The 17923-nt window shown below is 44.2% G+C and carries 17 protein-coding genes; 14 read left to right on the forward strand and 3 right to left on the reverse strand.

Features of this window, described 5'->3' with window-relative positions; translation table 11 throughout:
* The first annotated feature begins 3 nt into the window (after window positions 1–3).
* The 9 genes from DXA54_RS04155 to DXA54_RS04195 all read left to right on the forward strand — a co-directional run bounded on the left by DXA54_RS04155 (window position 4) and on the right by DXA54_RS04195 (window position 9897).
* Window positions 4–819: a DUF6047 family protein gene (locus DXA54_RS04155; protein WP_004311891.1), complete on the forward strand. Its 816-nt coding sequence runs from the start codon at window positions 4–6 to the stop codon at window positions 817–819.
* 4 nt (window positions 820–823) lie between these two features.
* Window positions 824–2023: a DUF6047 family protein gene (locus DXA54_RS04160; protein WP_243647635.1), complete on the forward strand. Its 1200-nt coding sequence runs from the start codon at window positions 824–826 to the stop codon at window positions 2021–2023.
* 257 nt (window positions 2024–2280) lie between these two features.
* On the forward strand, window positions 2281–2592 hold the full coding sequence (locus DXA54_RS04165) for a hypothetical protein (protein WP_004311889.1): 312 nt from the start codon (window positions 2281–2283) through the stop codon (window positions 2590–2592).
* A 29-nt stretch (window positions 2593–2621) separates the two neighbouring features.
* Window positions 2622–3692 carry a DUF6047 family protein gene (locus DXA54_RS04170; RefSeq protein WP_004311888.1) on the forward strand — a complete coding sequence of 357 codons (1071 nt, stop codon included), beginning with the start codon at window positions 2622–2624 and terminating at the stop codon, window positions 3690–3692.
* A gap of 20 nt (window positions 3693–3712) precedes the next feature.
* Entirely contained in the window at window positions 3713–5479 is a 1767-nt protein-coding gene (locus DXA54_RS04175) for a DUF6047 family protein (RefSeq protein ID WP_004311887.1), read from the forward strand.
* Between the two features lie 11 nt (window positions 5480–5490).
* Window positions 5491–6693, forward strand: a complete 1203-nt coding sequence (locus DXA54_RS04180) for a DUF6047 family protein (RefSeq protein WP_120079003.1) — start codon at window positions 5491–5493, stop codon at window positions 6691–6693.
* The gene (locus DXA54_RS04185) at window positions 6693–7565 is read left to right on the forward strand and encodes a hypothetical protein (RefSeq protein ID WP_004318625.1); all 873 of its coding nucleotides are present in this window, start codon (window positions 6693–6695) and stop codon (window positions 7563–7565) included. Before DXA54_RS04180 ends, DXA54_RS04185 begins: the two co-directional genes overlap by 1 nt.
* Window positions 7566–7774: 209 nt before the next feature.
* A complete protein-coding gene (locus DXA54_RS04190) occupies window positions 7775–9667 on the forward strand; it encodes a type IA DNA topoisomerase (RefSeq protein ID WP_005680137.1) in 1893 nt (630 codons plus the stop codon).
* 11 nt (window positions 9668–9678) lie between these two features.
* On the forward strand, window positions 9679–9897 hold the full coding sequence (locus DXA54_RS04195; RefSeq protein WP_004318621.1) for a hypothetical protein: 219 nt from the start codon (window positions 9679–9681) through the stop codon (window positions 9895–9897).
* Between the two features lie 34 nt (window positions 9898–9931).
* Here DXA54_RS04195 and DXA54_RS04200 read toward each other — a convergent pair whose 3' ends face one another.
* The gene (locus tag DXA54_RS04200) at window positions 9932–10339 is read right to left on the reverse strand and encodes a deaminase (protein ID WP_004311882.1); all 408 of its coding nucleotides are present in this window, start codon (window positions 10337–10339) and stop codon (window positions 9932–9934) included.
* 658 nt (window positions 10340–10997) lie between these two features.
* Between DXA54_RS04200 and DXA54_RS04210 the strand changes: the two genes are divergently transcribed.
* Both DXA54_RS04210 and DXA54_RS04215 read left to right on the forward strand, forming a co-directional pair.
* Window positions 10998–11165, forward strand: a complete 168-nt coding sequence (locus tag DXA54_RS04210; protein WP_008771129.1) for a helix-turn-helix domain-containing protein — start codon at window positions 10998–11000, stop codon at window positions 11163–11165.
* A 5-nt stretch (window positions 11166–11170) separates the two neighbouring features.
* Complete coding sequence (locus DXA54_RS04215) at window positions 11171–11482, forward strand: helix-turn-helix domain-containing protein (protein ID WP_120079004.1); 312 nt, start codon at window positions 11171–11173, stop codon at window positions 11480–11482.
* Between the two features lie 65 nt (window positions 11483–11547).
* Here the strand turns inward: DXA54_RS04215 and DXA54_RS04220 are convergent, their stop codons facing one another.
* The gene (locus tag DXA54_RS04220; RefSeq protein ID WP_004311878.1) at window positions 11548–12777 is read right to left on the reverse strand and encodes a site-specific integrase; all 1230 of its coding nucleotides are present in this window, start codon (window positions 12775–12777) and stop codon (window positions 11548–11550) included.
* 289 nt (window positions 12778–13066) lie between these two features.
* On the opposite strand from DXA54_RS04220, the gene DXA54_RS04225 reads away from it, so the two are divergent.
* A complete protein-coding gene (locus tag DXA54_RS04225; protein WP_004313410.1) occupies window positions 13067–13270 on the forward strand; it encodes a hypothetical protein in 204 nt (67 codons plus the stop codon).
* 145 nt (window positions 13271–13415) lie between these two features.
* On the opposite strand, the gene DXA54_RS04230 is transcribed toward DXA54_RS04225, so the two are convergent.
* The gene (locus tag DXA54_RS04230) at window positions 13416–14438 is read right to left on the reverse strand and encodes a LacI family DNA-binding transcriptional regulator (RefSeq protein ID WP_004313409.1); all 1023 of its coding nucleotides are present in this window, start codon (window positions 14436–14438) and stop codon (window positions 13416–13418) included.
* Between the two features lie 330 nt (window positions 14439–14768).
* Between DXA54_RS04230 and DXA54_RS04235 the strand changes: the two genes are divergently transcribed.
* Together DXA54_RS04235 and DXA54_RS04240 are read left to right on the forward strand one after the other, a co-directional pair.
* Window positions 14769–16088, forward strand: a complete 1320-nt coding sequence (locus tag DXA54_RS04235; RefSeq protein ID WP_120079005.1) for an FAD-dependent oxidoreductase — start codon at window positions 14769–14771, stop codon at window positions 16086–16088.
* Between the two features lie 14 nt (window positions 16089–16102).
* On the forward strand, window positions 16103–17893 hold the full coding sequence (locus DXA54_RS04240) for a sodium:solute symporter family protein (RefSeq protein ID WP_120079006.1): 1791 nt from the start codon (window positions 16103–16105) through the stop codon (window positions 17891–17893).
* The last annotated feature ends 30 nt before the right edge of the window (window positions 17894–17923 follow it).

The following is a 17923-nucleotide window of genomic DNA, read 5'->3' on the forward strand; positions in this document are numbered from 1 at the left end:
GATATGAAGCAACCTGAACAATCCTATACAGCCATAGAGACAGCCCATGGCTTTGTGTTCTTTACTGATACGACGGAAGGACAGAAAAACAGGCAGGACTTTCTGCAATTTATGGCAGACCATTACTTCGATCCCCATTTCAATCTTGGTCCGGTAAATGTTTACCGGGCAGAAGGAGTCCTAAAGGATGGATCCTATGTCAATCCGGGTGAAGGCCTGTACCCGGAATATGCTTACCTGCAGATGGATAAGACACCGGAAATGGAGCTGGTCTACCGGAATGAGATGAAGCCGACCTGGGAGGATTTCGGTAGTTTCTGCCACAATATGCATTGTACCAGCAGCCATCGCAACCGTAATATCGCTGATATTTTGGAGGAAATAGAAAGCAAGGACCGTAAATTACTGGAGCTTTCCAAACAAGGTACAGCATCGGATATCCGGCAGCAGATAGAAGAAACCGGCCAGGATAAAGCCTTGCTGGACAAACTCCTCAAGCAGTATTACGATGTGCGTGGACACCGGACTGTTGGGAACATCCTCCGCGACCCGATGGAATGTGTCACCGTAGACGGTGTCCGGCTCTTTACCCCTCACCGGCAAGTATTGGCGGCAGGGCACGGACTCTTCCTGCCGGGAGAGGCAAAAAGCAACCCGTCCCATGCCTATGCATGGATAAACGGGGATTTCACCCGGATCGTATTTTCTAAGGATCCTCCTGCGAACAAACAGGTGTTCAAAGTGAAAACAGTCATCGAAAAGGCTTTGAATAAAAAGCAGGACGTGAAAAAGAAAAGAAATACCCACCCTAAATTGTAGAAATATGGACAAGAGAAACCAAATGGAAAATCCTTTTTTCGATCCCGACAAGCCGGGAAGTATTTTTGTCGGTATGGACCGTTACCATCAGTACTCTCCCCACCAGCCCCGAAATGCCCTCACATTCATTCAGAAAGGAGATGCGGACAGCCTGTTCCGCAAATTCCTGATTGACAATATCAAGGAAGCGGAGTGCTGCCCCTATATTCCGGATACGGAACTGCTCCGGTTTGACCTGGCGAACATGAGGCAGGTTCCACCGGTAGATACCCATACCCCTTTCGAGGAATATATCAGCAAGGAACTGCTGCCGTATTTTCAAGAACACTGCATTCCCCCTGCCAAACGCATTTCCCTGCGTGATGCGGTCTATACCTATAAATACAAGAATGAACCGGACGGCGGCATATTGAAGAAGTATCTCATGCAGGAACCCGCATACTTGGAGTTTCGATTACAGCAACAGGAAAAAAGGACATTGTACCGGTGCCAGCCGCGGTACACATTCCCCTTAAAAGTGGTGGAGAATGACTTCGGATACCTTATCTTTTCCGGTAACGAGATCGGCAGGAACGGATTCAGGGAGTGCATCCGGTACATCACGGACCATTACTTCGACCCGCACTACGATACCGGCCATCTGGCCGTCTACGACAGTACGTTCATGGACAAGAACCTGGTTCCTCTCATAGATGCCGCTTACAAGCCGTGCAAACCGATGGAACTGGATTATTCCTTCGATTTTTATCCGGCATCCTATATCGGTCTTGACGAACTGCCCAAAGAATTCATCGACAGTTTAAAACCGGTATGCTACCATTCGATGGAAGCGACAGCCGGGGATTTTATAAAATTCGCCACCGACTGGCATTTCAATAAGGATACGCAGGTTTCCATCAGCCGGGAGAACCATGACATTTACCGGCTGCTGACCGTCATGCGTAACGGTTATATGAATATTCATGAACAACCGTTTACCTATTTCAATGAATTGCTGCCGTATGCCAAGGAATTTGAAAAAGTCACGCAGGTTAAATCTGCCGGCGAATTCGATACGGGAAAGTTCAAGCGGTTGTCTACGGAAATCCGGAAGGCTGCCGATGGAATTTTGAAAAGGGATTTCGATGTGAGAGGGCACCGTTCCCTTGAGAATATGTTGAATGACTCCACCGTTACCTTCACACCGTCGGAAGCCGAAAACTGAATGAAGTTCAAAAGACGGCACTGGCTTCGGGATACGCACTGTATCTCCCGGAAAACAACAAGGAGGCGACAAGGCATCTCCTTTTTTGCAAGGCCGACTTTGAGCAGGGCAGAATTGAGGGTTCCTCCAAGCCCTTCGGCGTCAGGACATACGTGATAAAGGACGGACTGCTCTGTCCGCTGCCGGAAGAGAAGAATACCGTTAAAAAGACTGAGAATAAGAACAGACATAACAATAACCGTTTAAAATAAAGCGATATGATACCTAAAAGTCAGATGTACCTCGGAGCGCGGATTGTAGAGAACGATCCGGAAGAGGAAACTCCCGTTGTTCCCTATAAAGGAACAGTAACAGCCATTGAAGAAACCGGAAAAGGGGAACTGGATTACTTTGTCTATATCCGGCTGGATGATGAGTCCATGAAACAAAAAAGAATCTCCCTTTGCTGCCCGGACAAGATCATGACCTGTTTTCCATGGACTATAGACCTGGAAGAAAAACAGAAAATGGAGCAGAAAATGAAGAATAAAAAAGTTCCCGACCCGTCGAAACGGCATAGACTATCTTAATCAACCATTCATCTAAACCATAAAATAATATGAGTACATACATTGGTTTCAATTTGAACAGCAACAGGCAGATTGAACATTTCCAGACCATAGAGAATCGTTATGGCATCAATTCAGATGGCGGCAAATTTCTTTTCGGGCAGGCAGAACTGGCCTTGAAAGGCTCCTACATTCCTAAGGAAGAAGTCTATTTAATACCATATCAGGGTGCTGTACAACCGGGGAACATTGAAAGGTTCATCAAGGACATGACCCATAACGGAGGACTGTCTTGTGCAACTCATTTCCCATTGCGGGATATCGCCTTCGTTTACGAGAATACATCTCCTTATGGCATCCATAATGTGGATAGCATCCAGAGAATGCTTCAAAAGGCCAAAGACAATCCCCTGCTGAAAAAACAACTGAACGCTTACCGCGCATTCCATCAAGAAAAGGAAAAAGATATCTACAACAGGGTGATTACTGCAATAAATACGAACCAGGGAGTCCTGATGTTCAATGATACCGGCAGGGGGATACAGTGTGCGCAGAAATACCTGCAGCATATTGGCGATAATTTCTTCTCGCCGGTTTACAGGGATGCGGATAAACTGCAAATATATTATTTCAGCACTTCCAATATCAATCTGATCAAAGAGGCGTCAAAGTGTTCGAACATGTTTGAACATGGCTTAAAAAAGATATACCTTCCCCAAAAGGCTCATTTCCTGGATTCAAATATGATAGCCAACTATACCCCGGCGGTAGAATGCAGCATGGCTCCCTCTTTGGAATGTTATAACCAACTGGCCGAAAAGTTGAATCTGGGCAAGAGCCAGAAGAATTATAACATAGGCGTACTCGACCGGATCTGCAAGACCGGGCAAATCGGGAATTTGGAAAAAGACAGCCGGTTCAACCATCAAAACAGCTTTGTCTCCCTGGATGAACGGATCAGGCTGTCTTATGTGGGGAAGCAGGATGGCACACTGCTGAAAAATGCACTTGAACGGACCATCAAGGATACGGCAAAGAGAATCCTACAGACGGACTATGCGGTACGGGGCTATGAACCGCCCAAACAGGAAAAGAAAAAGAGTAGAAGTATCACCATGTAACTATTTTAAATTTCAATCGTATGCAAAAGCAAGAGATTTCAAACATTATGATTTTCTTTGTTACCCAGGACTTGGAAGGGCAACCCCGACAACTGGAGATGCACCTGATGCCGGAGAAAGAAGTATCGATGATGAATCAACGATTCACCGAATACCTCCAGCGGCAAAGGGAAATGTACAAGCCGTCCCTTGTCCAAAGCCACTTGCCGGATCTTTATCTGTGCCGCTACCAGTTTCCGGCAGGAGTAAGCTACCCGGATATCCGGCTCTTTGACAAGGATAACAGCTTGGTACAAAAATTCATCACCCGGAACGGAGGAAGCATGCAGGGCAATGTCTCATTGCGCGGACTGGAATACCTGCATTCTCACGATGAAGAAAAAAGCCTGCCCATGCTGGTAGCCAGCGGACTTGCCGACCACCTGCTTGTACAGCCGGAAGCCAAACGGTTCGCGCTGGCACAGGATACTCTCCACGACGATCCGTCGGAAACCCTGACCGCCGTGGAAACCGCCAAAGGAGTGCTTCTGTTCGAATATTCCGGCTTTGGAAAGACATGCTGCCATGCCTATATGCAACATCTGGCCGACCGTTTCTTCATTACGGACGAAGAGAAACCGGAGTTTGTCAACCTGTACAAGCTGACCCGTCCGGACGCAGAAGTGGTAAAGGCATTCCAAGCATCTCCCAATGCCTTCTCCTTATATACAAACTCTTTTCTGCCGGAGAAAGCACAATATCTGGATGCGACTATCCTGCGGAATGCCCGGCTGGACAGGAGCCACCGCATAGAACCGACATTCGATGCCTATGACAAGTTTGCTTCCTCCTATAACGTGCTCCCCAGTATTGCCAATGCCCAGATACTCCGGTTACTATCCTTACAGGAAACCGCAGGAATCTATGGGATAGACTATACAACCAGAAGGATTCCGTTCATACACAAGAATTCTTTCAACTCCCAGTTCAATGCGCTGCAGAATATTCCGGCTGAAAATAAAGGCGGACAGGAGAAGGTCAAATCACAGATCCGGGATCAGGCGGCCTATATCCTGAAACGTGATTACGGGCTTATCCCGGACAGCCTGCAAAACAAAGAGATAGACCCCATCATTTCCCTCCAGACTCCCAAAGGAGCCGTCTACCTGCCCGCCACGGATGAAGGAGCCATCTATAAACAGTGTTACCTGCAATATCTGGCTGACCGTTTCTTCACTCCGGAAGTACAGGCTCTGGGACGAATCAGAGAATTCTATATTTCCTGCCCGAACCATAGCACGGAGCATTACATGCAGAAGCATCTGGACCTTTTCCGGTCCAATCCTTTCTACGGGCAGCTGGCGAAAATGCCATTGTATCCGATAGAGCAATCCGAGCTGTTGAAGAAAGGCGGCTATCCCATAGAGCCGACATACCATGCATTCAAACAGTTTACGGAAGATTACCGGCTTTCGGTAACGCCGGAGAATGCCGAGATATTCACCCTGCTCTTTATACGGGAATACGGATTACCGGCTGATTTCAATACTAATGAAAGCTATAAGGAGTTCACCCACAAAGGAAATTTTAAACCGCTGGATCAAGAAATGTCCGAACTGCAATCCAAAAAGGGATATAGTGAAAAGGCATTCTACAATATTCAAAACAGGCAGCAGCAACTCGCGGACAAGATACTTGGCCTGAGATACAGACTGACCTGTCCTCCGTTGCAACTGACCGGACCGGCGGCTTCGGAAAAGAGAAAGACGGCTTCCCGTCAGAACAAGTCACATAATCCCCGCATCTAAAACTGATTATCATGCCTGCATGGATGGAAAAAATAAAAGATACATTCACCGCTAAAGCGGATTTAAAGAGCCTGTTTATTGTGTTACAGCCGGATAATCAAGTCTCGACTGTCATGGTCGTGTCGTATGTTCCGACGGATAAGGACTCTTTTCAGGTATTTATGGATCTGACCGCCCGGATTGCTATGGATCAGAAAACCATACCGGATAACTTATTGCTGCATTTTGAGGGAATACCTGCTAAAGATATTCCTTTCACCAGCGAACTACCGGCGAAAGACAGTGAGAAAGCCCTCAGTTTCATCGCCTCTTACGGAGGCATCACTGAAAACAACTCCGTACCTTTACGGAAAGCGGCTTATTTGAGAGCATGCCAAAGGGAACTGACGGCAGAGAATATCCGGGATCTGGACTACTCACCAGCTTATAAGTGCTTTATTGCACACGAAGATGCGATGGAGAAGATTGCGGCAGGAAAGCAAGCCAAACAGTTCTACACCATAGCTGAAACGGAACAAGGTGTCCGCGTATTCAATGACGGACTTTCCGGGACTATAAAGTTTCAGGATTACCTGCAATCGACAGCGGACAATTTCTACTCAAGCTCTTTGCAGGATGTGGAGTCATTGAATATTTACCGGATAGAAACCGTCTCCCGCCGGATGCTGGAACTCTCCAACGGGAATCAGACCACCATGCCGCAGGCCGGGATGGAAATTCTGGCGAATTACAAGCCGTCCGTCACTTTCGACATGCATCCTACGGGAGAAAATCTCAACCGGTTTGTCACAGCCGGCGCATTGGAACTCTCTATCCGTAACCGGAACATTATGACACTTCAGGACATAGCAGCCAGAGGATACGCCCATTTACCGGCAGACGAATCGTTTGCCTATAAAAAGGATTTCTTGTTTGTGGAGAAAGGTATCCGTGAGATTACCCGGCAAAAGGAATTGTACCGGGATTATCCTTTCCGGCAGAAGATGGATGAATTACAAAATGCTGCCAGGTCATTGGCGCAAACACTGTTAAACAGGGATGGAGTCCGGAAGAACTATCATCGGGTAAGCCCGCCTGTTGTTGTTTCTAAGAAAGGAGAAGCTCAAACAGCCGAAAAACCGCAAGACAAGCCCGGACTGTCCTGTGGCAATGAAAAGAAAAAGGTCAAGACAAAAACCGCTTCCGTTAAAAAGCAGGCGAAGCCCAAATTATAATGCATATGGAACTGATAAATAATACATTCATTCCCGAAAAAGAGATACCACGTAGCCGCAGGGCTGCCGGAAGGAAAGCATTCCTGCAAACTTTCAGAAACCTGTTTACCAGCCGGAATCATTTCAGGAGATTCATGGATACTTACCGTTTCAACACGATCCGCTGGAGCGCGTCCAACCTCCACGAACCCTCATGGGGAAAACGGATCGGATTATTCTTTCGTACCAAAAATCCAATCGCTATCCTCCGGGATGATTACCGGAGCAATCGCAGTAATCTGTTGAATAAATGGGAAACGTCCAGCCTGAACCGTATCCAGATGGAACTGGTCCGAATGGGTAGTATGCCTATTCAGAATAAGGACAGACATACTTTCAAAGCTCTGAACAGCATTGAAAAGAAAATCAAACAACTGCAGGAATATGAAGGATGTCCCGATATGAGCCATGAAAAGCAGCTTCTGGCAACATACAAGTACATTCTTTCTTCTCCTTTTGACCGGAAGTTCGGAGGATTGCCACCCGATGAGATTTGTGGGATGCTTCAGCAGAACGGACTGTCTGAATCAAACCTTCCTTACCAAAATTACGAAGGAATCCTCCAGGGCCGTGAAACAGTCATGTACGAACTGGCAACCGGAAAGAACGGGGAGAAATACCTCCAACCGGCAGATCAGGTGAAACTGAATGCGGGAATGTCAGGAATCTCAATGGATTTAATCAGCCGTTTTCCGGCAAAGGAAATACCCCTGCCGAATCTGACGGAAAGCATACAAGTATCGGAAAAGAAAGAGAAGCTCTCCATTCCCAAAGAACCGAAGAAAAGGGTACGGAAAGAAAAATCAAAGGTCAAGAGTGTAAAAATTAAATAGTCATTCATATTAAAAAAGAAAGTAACATGAAAACAATTTGTATTTGTGAGAAGCCCTCGGTGGCACGCAGCATTGCCCGGGTCCTGGGCGTAACGGAGAAACAGGAAGGATACTTGAGTGGGAACGGATATGCCGTCACATGAACTTACGGCCATCTGTTGGCATTGGCCCTGCCTCAAGACTACGGCATTGTCCATGTGGAAAAGGAGATGCTGCCTATTATTCCCGACCCGTTCAAACTGGTTGTCCGTCAGATTAAAACCGAAGATGGATACAAGGCTGATCCGACGGCTCTGAAACAATTGGAAGTAATCCGTAAACTGTTGGGTCAGGCTGATCAAGTGATATCCTGTACTGATGCAGGGCGGGAAGGAGAGTTAATTATGAGATATGTGCTTGAATATCTGGGATATCATAAGGAAACCAAACGCTTGTGGATATCTTCCATGACAGAAAAATCGATACGGGAAGGATTTGATAGCCTCAAATCAAGTAAGGAGTTTGACAACCTGTACCGTGCCGCTAAAGCCAGGAGAGAATCAGATTGGGTCGTCGGTATGAATGCCAGCCTGTCTTTGAGCATGGCTGCAGGCAAGAGTAACTATTCTCTGGGAAGAGTACAGACACCGGCACTTGGCATGATTTGCCGTCGATATCTGGACAACAGGGATTTTATAGCCAAACCCTATTATCTGCTACAGCTACGGACAACGAAAGCAGGGAAAGAACTCGTCTTAACCTGTACCGGGAAATATGATACACCGGAAAAACTCGATGTGGACCGTAAAAAAGTGTATGAAGAGACGACAGCCAAAGTGGTGCAAGTGGAGAAGAAAGAGGTTCCAGAAGAAGCTCCGCTACTTTATGACCTGACCGCCCTGCAACGAAGTGCCAATACCAAACTCGGACTGACCGCAGAACAGACGCTGAACATTGCTCAAAAATTATATGAAGGAGGCTACATTTCGTATCCCCGTACCGGATGTAGCTATATCACAGAAGACATCTTCGAACAAGTCCCTTCCCTCATCGGCCTGCTTAAGCAACATCCCCGTTTCACATGGCATGCGGAAAACCTCTGTAACCAGCCTTTAAACCGGCACTGTGTGGACGATAGCAAGATGACGGACCATCATGCGTTAATCATTACGGAGAACTATCCCCAGAGGCTTTCCCTTGACGAGCAGAATATCTATTCCATGATCGCGGGACGCATGTTGGAGGCTTTCTCCGGCAAATGCCTGAAAGAAACGGTATCCGTACAAGCGGACTGTAACGGCGTTCTTTTCGGGATAAAAGGAAGCCAAATCAAAGTTCCGGGGTGGAGAGGCATCTATAACGAACCCAGTGAGAAAGAAGAAGGAAGTCTTCTGCCCGAATTTCAGGAAGACGAAATATTGCCCGTGCTCGGTATTGATACATTGGTCAAGAAAACCAAACCGCAGCCCATATTCACTGAGGCAAGCCTGCTTGCTGCGATGGAAGGTTGTGGCAGAACATTGGACGATGAAAAGGAAAAAGAGGCAATGGAGGATTCCGGCTTGGGTACACCGGCTACACGTGCCGGAATCATCGAACTGCTCATTGCCAGACACTACGTGGAAAGAAACGGACGGTCACTGATTCCCACTCCCAAAGGACTGGAAGTATATGATATTGTAAAAGAGAAGATGATCGCCAACGTGAGCATGACCGGAGGGTGGGAATGCGCCTTGCATGAAATCGAAACCGGCAAAGTTTCCACGGAAACATTTACTCAGAGCATCAATTCCTATACCCAACAAATCACCTCGGAACTGCTTGCCCTGAAACTTAACCATCCGGACTTGCCACATTGTAACTGCCCCAAATGCGGAGCAGAAACGATTATCGTCTTTAACAAGGTCGCCAAATGCAGCGATCCCAATTGTGGGTTCCTGTTATTTAGAACGTTCAACGGCAGGGAACTGACGGATAATCAGATGCTCCTGCTGCTATCGGGGAAACGTACCGGATATCTGAAGTTTACCAGCAAGAAAGGAAAGAAGTATGAGGCATCACTCGAGCTGGATGACAATTACAGGATTGAGATGACTTTCAAGGATAATAAACCTAAAAAATAAAGAAGCGACTTATGAAAAAAGAAATGGAAGAGATACCGGATGAACTGAATCCGGACTTAATGCTGAATACGATTGCTTCCGAACTGCTGATCAAGATAGCCAAAGGGGAGATTGATATCCAGAAGCTGGTCAGGAAACAACTCTCGGACAGGGGAATCGATGACCAACGGAACTGGATAGGACCGGACAAGGCAAGAAAATATTGGGAGAAATATAAGATGCCTGTCTAAACCAAGTCAGTCAGGATAAGAAGATAATTGCAGGTTATTCAATCCGTTTGTAGGCCAGCCTGCAAATACCGGATCTGAAACATTTGTTCCCGGTCATTTCCCATGAGGAAGGACCGGGAATTTCTGTAAACAGACGTATGCCGTCCCCTTGGATATACGGTGCGACAAAAAGGATGATTTCATCCACCAACCAGTATCTGAACATGCTGCTTATAACGGAAATTGTATCCGGAGCCGCTTCTATGAAATAAATACCTTCATTTTTCTTTTTCCATTGTGTCAATGAGATGAAAGATACATCCGGCCCGAGAGTCTGTGTAGCACGTTCCCGTATTTTGGTGAGGCCATATTTGTTCGGATTATCCCACAAAGGGGAAGAAACAGTCCTGTCGAAGAGGTATCCGTCAAGAGTAGTGATTGCAAGTAATTGGAGTTTTGCCATAAGTATAATATTTAACCTATAAATATTATTCGGCAGAAGTATTTGAGAAAGCGTGGCCTTACCCAACTCCAAGACGGAGGTTCTGGTAAACCTATGAATAGTAGCTGTGTAAGCCACGCTATGACAAAGCATAGCATAAGCAATACACAAAAAGCCTCTATTCATTGAAATTTACCAGATTTCCGTCTTGAGACATTCTGCGAATGTTATGTCTATATCTAATTGGAAGGCTATTGCCTGCCATTTAAATCTATATTTCGTTCCAAAGATACTCATATTTCTGATTTCTCCGAAGAAATCCATATCATAAAGAAATGTGGCAGGGCAAAAAAGGAAAAAAGATGAAAGAGTTACCATTTGTATAAGGGATGTCGGATTTCACGACTCCCCCGTTAAATAAAAAGTATAAGAAAAGCTACGCTGACAAAAAATGACTATTAATGACTATTAACGACACTGGAAACTAAACGATTGATTTATAGTAATATTCCCTTTATCTTGCACCCAATTTCATTATTCACAATTTAATTTATAAATCATGGAACTGACAATTATCGAAACAAGTGCTTATCAGGACTTGAAGAAACAACTAAGTATGCTGTCCGTGCAAATGATGGACTTTCAAAAGAAAATAGCCCCCGTAACACCGGACAAGTGACTGGATGCGCAGGATGTGTGCCTGGCTCTCAATATTTCCAAAAGGGCACTGCAGACTTACCGGGATAACGGGCTGATTCCTTATTCTAATATCGGTGGAAAATTCTTTTATAAAGAAGTGGACATCCAGCAAATTCTGGAGGAAGGACTAATCAAAAAAAGAAAATAAAGAGTATGGCAGACATTATCACTAAAGATTCGGAAGAGTTCAAGGAACTTACCGGATGGATCAAACGGACAGGAAAAAATCTGGAGGCTGCTGCGGCACGGATACGTCCGACGATTGCAGACGAACATTATATGAGTGGAGATGAGGTATGCCGGATGCTTCATGTTTCCAAGCGTACATTACAAACACTACGGGATGAAAAGGCAATACCTTATACCTCAATTACCTCTGTCGGGGGTAAACTGCTCTATCCGGAAAGCGGGCTATACGAGGTACTAAAAAAGAACTATAAAGATTTCAGGCGTTACTTGAAATAAGCAACCTGCCTGAATACGAAAAACACCCTTCAACATTTGCTGAAGGGTGTTTTTTCATACTTATTCTAATTGGCCAAGCGATACACGGAACCAATCTTGTCGCACATCCTATCCGTATCTTCCCCAACCTTCGGATTGATCAGTTCAGCATAGACTTGTGTGGAAAGAATCGATTTGTGTCCTAATACTTTTTGCAAAGTTTCTAACGGCATGCCTTTCAATATAGCCAAAACTGCAAAGGTATGTCTCCCGATATGAGGGGTGATATTTACATTACAATCACACTTTTTCCCTAAAACCTTAAAACTACTTTTCATGGTTTCATAATCACCGACGGGGAAAACGCAATCAGGAGAATCTTTCTTTTTGTTATCACCCTTATACTTTTCTACAAGTTCAATTGCTATAGGTAATAATTTCACGACGTATGCTACGCCTGTTTTTATACGGTTTCCCATGAGCCATGTGCCACCATCAGAATCTGTATGGATATTCTTATAAGTAATTGCTTTCAGATCTGCGAAGGCGAGGCCTGTGAAGCACATGAAAAGTAGCATGTCACGCATAGCCTGCTGACGTTTATACCTCAATTCTACATGTATAAGCCTCTGCAGTTCTTCTTCAGAGAGAAATGAACGTCTTTTATATCCCGGCTTACATCCAAAACCCGTGAAGGGATGAACTTTTATTAAACCTTTCTCTTGAGCGATATGCATTAGCCATTTCATGGTATTAACACGTCCGAATGCTGTAGAACTGGCCGAGCCGCATGTGCCCAACATCCAATTATAATAGTCTTCAATAAAATCTTTGTCAAGTTCATCAAGTGCAATGTCCTCAACATTCTTTTTGTCTTTCAAAAAAAGCAATGCGCTCTTATAATCGGCTACTAAACCAAGATAGGTGCTTTTTGCCTTTTCCTTGCCTACTTTCTCCTTGTATGACTCAAGCTGTTCCCTGAAAAGCTCCATAAGGGTGTGGGAATCTTCTTTAAAACCGACATAGCGGCTATAGACTTTCTTGGCTGTGACAAAACTGTCATGATCGCATATGTATTGGTAATGCTTGGCAATTTGGGCTTTGGCATTATCAAGTTCCTGGTTTAACATTCTAGCTTCTTCGGATTTCCCTTTAGCCCTATTAGCTTTGGCGTCCCATAAAGAAATAGACACCTCCTTCTTACAGCTAAAGCAAGCTGTGGTCTTGTTGATGGTAATACGTCCCATTACAGGTACTTTACCATTCTTAATCGATTGATTTTTAGTGTAAAACAACACTCTGAATGTACTTCTCATAACTCAACTTTTTTAGTTACAAATTTAATTACTGTTGAGGTATTTGAAGTTATGAAGAATAATGCAATATATTGAAAACTAATGCCTTATATCCGATTAGTAGGCAAATTGGAAGAGGTAACAGATAAGTAACATAACTCACTCCCAAATATGCTCTATTTAGCTTTATTCACCACATCCGATTAAAACATTAGTTTTATAACTATTTGAATTTTAATAGGTTTGCACTATATTTGCGCATCTTGAAAAAACACTTTGTTTCGCTACTTGAAACAAAGTGTTTCCCGCCTTGAAACTTTTAGTTTCAAACAAGGTTGAAACTAATTACGAAATAGCTTTACTAATTTTACTCAATGGTGGAATCTGGAGGCTGCAATTTGATTTGATTCACGATGAAGAGCAGGTGAAGGGGCGGCTATTCACCTACAAACTGCTTGTTTATCGGCCATACAGAAGAAAAGTGAAGGAGGTGGAAGAATTGGACGTATTATAGAGAAAGAGCATTGAATGATTCAAAACTGTATAAATTTGAATTCTTCTTTTTTGTTGGTATCGTAAAAAATACTATTCAGTAAACTTTTTAACTTCGGTATGTTTTTCTGGAAAGTATTAAGATATAATATCTGATAGATAAGTCATTAATATACCTCCAAACGTGGCGTCGATGCACGCATTTTGATTTCCGCATCCAACACGATTGAATGATTGGGAGATGCCGGATCTTTGATTTTCTCTAAAATAAGTTCGGCAGCTTTTTTCCCCATCTGGTACAAAGGCGGTTCTACTGTAGTCAATTTGGGATAGACTATGTTGGAAAGTTCAGTTCCTGAAAAACTGGCTACGGCGATTTCTTCGGGTATTTTTTTCCCAAGTTCCCTCAATCTGTTCATAGCTCCAATGGCCAATGTTTCCGTAAAAGCGAAAATAGCATTGAAAGGAATATTTCTTTCCACTAATATATCCGCAGCTTTTTTCCCTTCTTCAAAAGTCATACCGGTTTTTATCAGCATATTATTCTTATCAAAAGGAATCCCGAATTTAGCCAAAGCGTCTTTGTATCCTCTGACACGTTCTATGGAGTTGTAAATATCGTCCGGTCCCTGTATATGAACAATCTGTTTGCGTCCGCTTCGGATCAGACTTTCTACAAGAAAGAATGACTTCATATAATCGTCCACTATTACCTGCGGAACTTCAAGTCCATAGGGAATACGATCATAGAACACCATAGGCATTCCCGCTTGCTGCAAACGAGCATATTCCTCCTTATTCCTTTTATAACTGCAAAGACAGATGATGATGCCATCCACCATGAATCCTTCCATCAGTTGCAGGTTCTCTTTTTCTTTTTCCGGATCTCCTCCCGACTCTGCAATAATCACCTTTATATTTTTGGTGTGAAGCACTTCTTGTATGCCGTTTATTACTCGTGAAGCAAACGGCGTAACCATTTCAGGAACGATCACTCCCACGGTATTGGTATGTCCGTATTTAAGGTTGATTGCTACAGGGTTGGGTCTATATCCCAATCTTTTAGCTGCTTCTATCACCTTTTCTTTCGTTTCTTTACGGATATTCTTGTCATCTCCCAATGCACGAGATACAGTGGAGACGGATATTGACAAATGTCGAGCGATGTCTTTTATGGTTATATACTTCATGCTGAATGATTGTTTAAATCAAAGCAAAGATATTGATTTCAAACAATAAATCCTAATATTGGAGTAAAATACGAATCCCATTTGCCTTTGTGTAATGCTTTTGTAACGTTTGCAGATTTTGGGAACGTTCCCGCAATCGTTTGCAGGCAAAAGAGTTAGGAAAAAACTTTTTTTCAAGCTCTTGTTCTTTATCTTTGCTACATCAACATGATGTCGAACTAAAGAAAAAGAACTATGAAAACACACCTCTTTTCTTATAAGTGCGGTCGAAAGCACATCAAAGTTTACCATCTATTTGAATTGGTAATAATTAAAGGATAAAAAACGGTCATGGACAAGAAAGTACGAAGTATAGAAATTTCGAAACGGGTTCCAATTGTGGGCAACTATGATGTAGTTGTCTGCGGTGGCGGACCAGCTGGTTTCATAGCGGCCATTGCGGCTGCTCGCAGTGGTGCGAAAACTGCTGTTGTGGAACAATATGGTTTTTTAGGTGGAATGGCTACAATGGGGCTTGTTACTCCTTTGAGTGTATTCACCTATAATAATGAAAAGGTGATAGGCGGTATTCCATGGGAGTTTATCGAACGGCTGGAGAAGATGGGAGGCTGTATCATTGAGAAACCTCTTGGCAATGTAGCTTTTGATCCGGAGCTTTACAAGCTTTTATGCCAGCAAATGATACTGGAAGCCGGTGTGGATATGTATATGCACTCTTACTTAAGCGGTTGCCAGGCAAAAGACGGCAAAATATCCTGTATCCTCTTTGAGAATAAGAATGGGACAGAAGCCATCAGTGCCGATATGTATATCGACTGCACTGGGGATGGTGACCTTGCCGCTATGGCGGGTGTTCCGATGCAAACTGATGAATGTAAACCGCTGCAACCTCTTTCCACCTATTTTATATTAGGAGGTGTGGATACAGATTCGCCCATGATAATCGATGCCATGCACCATAATAAACAAGGGCAGAATTGTCATTGCATTGCAGTTCGTGAGAAACTTTTGGCAATGAAAGAGGCACTTGGCATCCCCGAATTTGGAGGTCCTTGGTTTTGCACCACTCTTCGTCCGGGCGAAGTAACGGTTAATATGACCCGTACTGCAGGAAATGCCATTGATAATAGAAATTTTACCGCAGCGGAATGTCGCTTACGGGAAGACGTATTTAAAATAGCACGAATCTTTAAAGAGAACTTTGAAGAGTTTAAAAACAGTTATGTGACGACCGTCGCCGTACATGCCGGTATTCGTGAGACACGTCGTATCAAAGGTGTACATACCATTACAGCAGAAGAATATGTGAATGCTTATAAATATCCTGATAGCATATCACGCGGCGCACATCCTATAGATATCCATGTGGCAGCAGGTGCGGAACAGAGCGTGACTTTCCTTAAAAAAGCGGCGTATGTACCTTATCGCGCTCTTATAGCTGAAGATTTTCCGAATCTGCTCGTAGCGGGACGCTGTATTAGTGCTGATAAGACTTCCTTTGCGTCACTTCGCGTTCAGGCAAGTTGTATGGGGGTAGGACAAGCCGCAGGAGTGGCAGCCGCACAATGTATAAAGGCAGGTGTGACCGTACAAAAGGCTGATATTCACAATCTCATAGAGGAATTGAAGAAACTAGGCGCAATTATATAAAGAAGAACCAGAATATGGAACAGTTAGATTATATCATTATTTTACTCTACTTTCTCGGACTGATTGCCGTGAGTGTTGTGATGTCCCGGAAAATTAAGAACTCCGAGGATATGTTTATTGCCGGGCGAAATTCTTCGTGGTGGTTGTCGGGAGTCTCTTCCTACATGACTATCTTCTCGGCAAGTACCTTTGTCGTTTGGGGAGGCGTTGCTTATAAATCGGGACTTGTTGCGGTAGTTGTTGCACTTTGTCTTGGCGTAGCATCGTTTATTGTCGGTAAATGGATCTCGGGCAAATGGCGGGAGCTACGTATCAAATCTCCGGGAGAGTTCCTTACCATCCGGTTCGGACACCGCACGGTAAGTTTTTATACGATTTCAGGAATTATAGCCCGTGCGGTGCATACGGCAGTGTCTCTGTATGCGGTAGCGGTTGTGATGTGTGCATTAATCAAAGTCGATGGTGGCAGTATTTTTGCAAGTACAGGTATGATGGGCGATTCACCGATGGGTTACCTAAGTATTTGGTGGGCGCTTCTCATCCTTGGTGCCATCGCTCTTGGATACACCATTGCCGGAGGATTTCTTGCGGTACTAATGACTGATGTAATTCAGTTCGGAGTACTTCTGGCCGTGGTTGTATTTATGATACCTCTTTCATTTAACGCGGTAGGAGGCGTAAGTGCATTTATCGATAAGGCCAGTGAGATACCGGGATTCTTCTCGGGCACATCTCCGACCTATACATGGGGGTGGCTTTTACTGTGGATATTTCTCAATGTGTCCATGATTGGCGGTGACTGGCCGTTTGTACAGCGATACATAAGCGTGCCTACTACAAGAGACGCAAAAAAGAGTACTTATTTAATCGGAATTCTTTATATCGTCACTCCTCTCATCTGGTATCTTCCTACCATGATTTATCGTGTGATGGAACCCGGACTTGCGCTTGATTTGGATGCAACCACAATGACTTTCAACGGCGAACACGCTTATGTGAATATGAGCAAACTCGTGCTTATGAAAGGAATGGTCGGCATGATGTTGGCAGCGATGCTATCGGCTACATTGAGTAATGTTTCGGGCATTTTGAATGTATATGCCAATGTATATACTTATGATATTTGGGGACACAAAGAGAAAAACCGTCAGGCAGATGAGAAAAAGCGTATCAAGGTAGGACGTCTCTTCACATTTGTCTTTGGACTTGTGATTATCGCTTTGTCAATGCTCATCCCGTTTGCCGGAGGTGCCGAAAAGGTGGTAGTTACTCTTCTTACTATGGTGATGTGTCCTTTATATATTCCGTCGATATGGGGATTGTTCTCGAAGCGGCTGACAGGCAACCAACTTATTTCTGCAATGATTCTTACCTGGCTCGTTGGTATTATGGCTCGCGTCATAATTCCCGCCTCCGTTATTAGTCCAAGCCTTATAGAGTCAGTTGCCGGTTGTGTACTTCCTGTACTTATCCTTGCAATCATGGAAGTTTGGTCGGCACGTAAAAAGTATGAAGACAATGGTTATCAAGCCATTTGTGAATATACTGATCCTGAAGCCGATCGTGAACCGACATTAAAGGAGAAGAAAGCGGTATTAATCTATTCGCATTTGGCTGTTAACTGCTTCTGTATTACCATTGGTGTCGTTGCGCTCTTACTGATAGGTCTGCTTATTGCCGGCGATCCGAAGACCCTTGCGGTCAAAGGAATTGTGATAGGAAGTATCGTACTGATGATTGCCATGATACTTGCTTATGTGATATACAGAATTATATATGCAAGACGTCTGAAAATGTCTAGCTAGTCAATTATTAATAACCCTAAATACTAATCA

Source organism: Bacteroides sp. OF03-11BH (genome assembly GCF_003604005.1).
Lineage (GTDB): Bacteria > Bacteroidota > Bacteroidia > Bacteroidales > Bacteroidaceae > Bacteroides > Bacteroides ovatus.

Coding starts and splice junctions, on each gene's coding strand:
- DXA54_RS04220 (WP_004311878.1), bottom strand. CDS start 12,777: ATGAGAAGTACATTCAGAGTGTTGTTTTACACTAAAAATCAATCGATT.
- DXA54_RS04155 (WP_004311891.1), top strand. CDS start 4: ATGAAGCAACCTGAACAATCCTATACAGCCATAGAGACAGCCCATGGC.
- DXA54_RS04175 (WP_004311887.1), top strand. CDS start 3,713: ATGCAAAAGCAAGAGATTTCAAACATTATGATTTTCTTTGTTACCCAG.
- DXA54_RS04170 (WP_004311888.1), top strand. CDS start 2,622: ATGAGTACATACATTGGTTTCAATTTGAACAGCAACAGGCAGATTGAA.
- DXA54_RS04195 (WP_004318621.1), top strand. CDS start 9,679: ATGAAAAAAGAAATGGAAGAGATACCGGATGAACTGAATCCGGACTTA.
- DXA54_RS04185 (WP_004318625.1), top strand. CDS start 6,693: ATGCATATGGAACTGATAAATAATACATTCATTCCCGAAAAAGAGATA.
- DXA54_RS04215 (WP_120079004.1), top strand. CDS start 11,171: ATGGCAGACATTATCACTAAAGATTCGGAAGAGTTCAAGGAACTTACC.
- DXA54_RS04230 (WP_004313409.1), bottom strand. CDS start 14,438: ATGAAGTATATAACCATAAAAGACATCGCTCGACATTTGTCAATATCC.
- DXA54_RS04240 (WP_120079006.1), top strand. CDS start 16,103: ATGGAACAGTTAGATTATATCATTATTTTACTCTACTTTCTCGGACTG.
- DXA54_RS04160 (WP_243647635.1), top strand. CDS start 824: ATGGACAAGAGAAACCAAATGGAAAATCCTTTTTTCGATCCCGACAAG.
- DXA54_RS04180 (WP_120079003.1), top strand. CDS start 5,491: ATGCCTGCATGGATGGAAAAAATAAAAGATACATTCACCGCTAAAGCG.
- DXA54_RS04190 (WP_005680137.1), top strand. CDS start 7,775: ATGCTGCCTATTATTCCCGACCCGTTCAAACTGGTTGTCCGTCAGATT.
- DXA54_RS04165 (WP_004311889.1), top strand. CDS start 2,281: ATGATACCTAAAAGTCAGATGTACCTCGGAGCGCGGATTGTAGAGAAC.
- DXA54_RS04235 (WP_120079005.1), top strand. CDS start 14,769: ATGGACAAGAAAGTACGAAGTATAGAAATTTCGAAACGGGTTCCAATT.
- DXA54_RS04200 (WP_004311882.1), bottom strand. CDS start 10,339: ATGGCAAAACTCCAATTACTTGCAATCACTACTCTTGACGGATACCTC.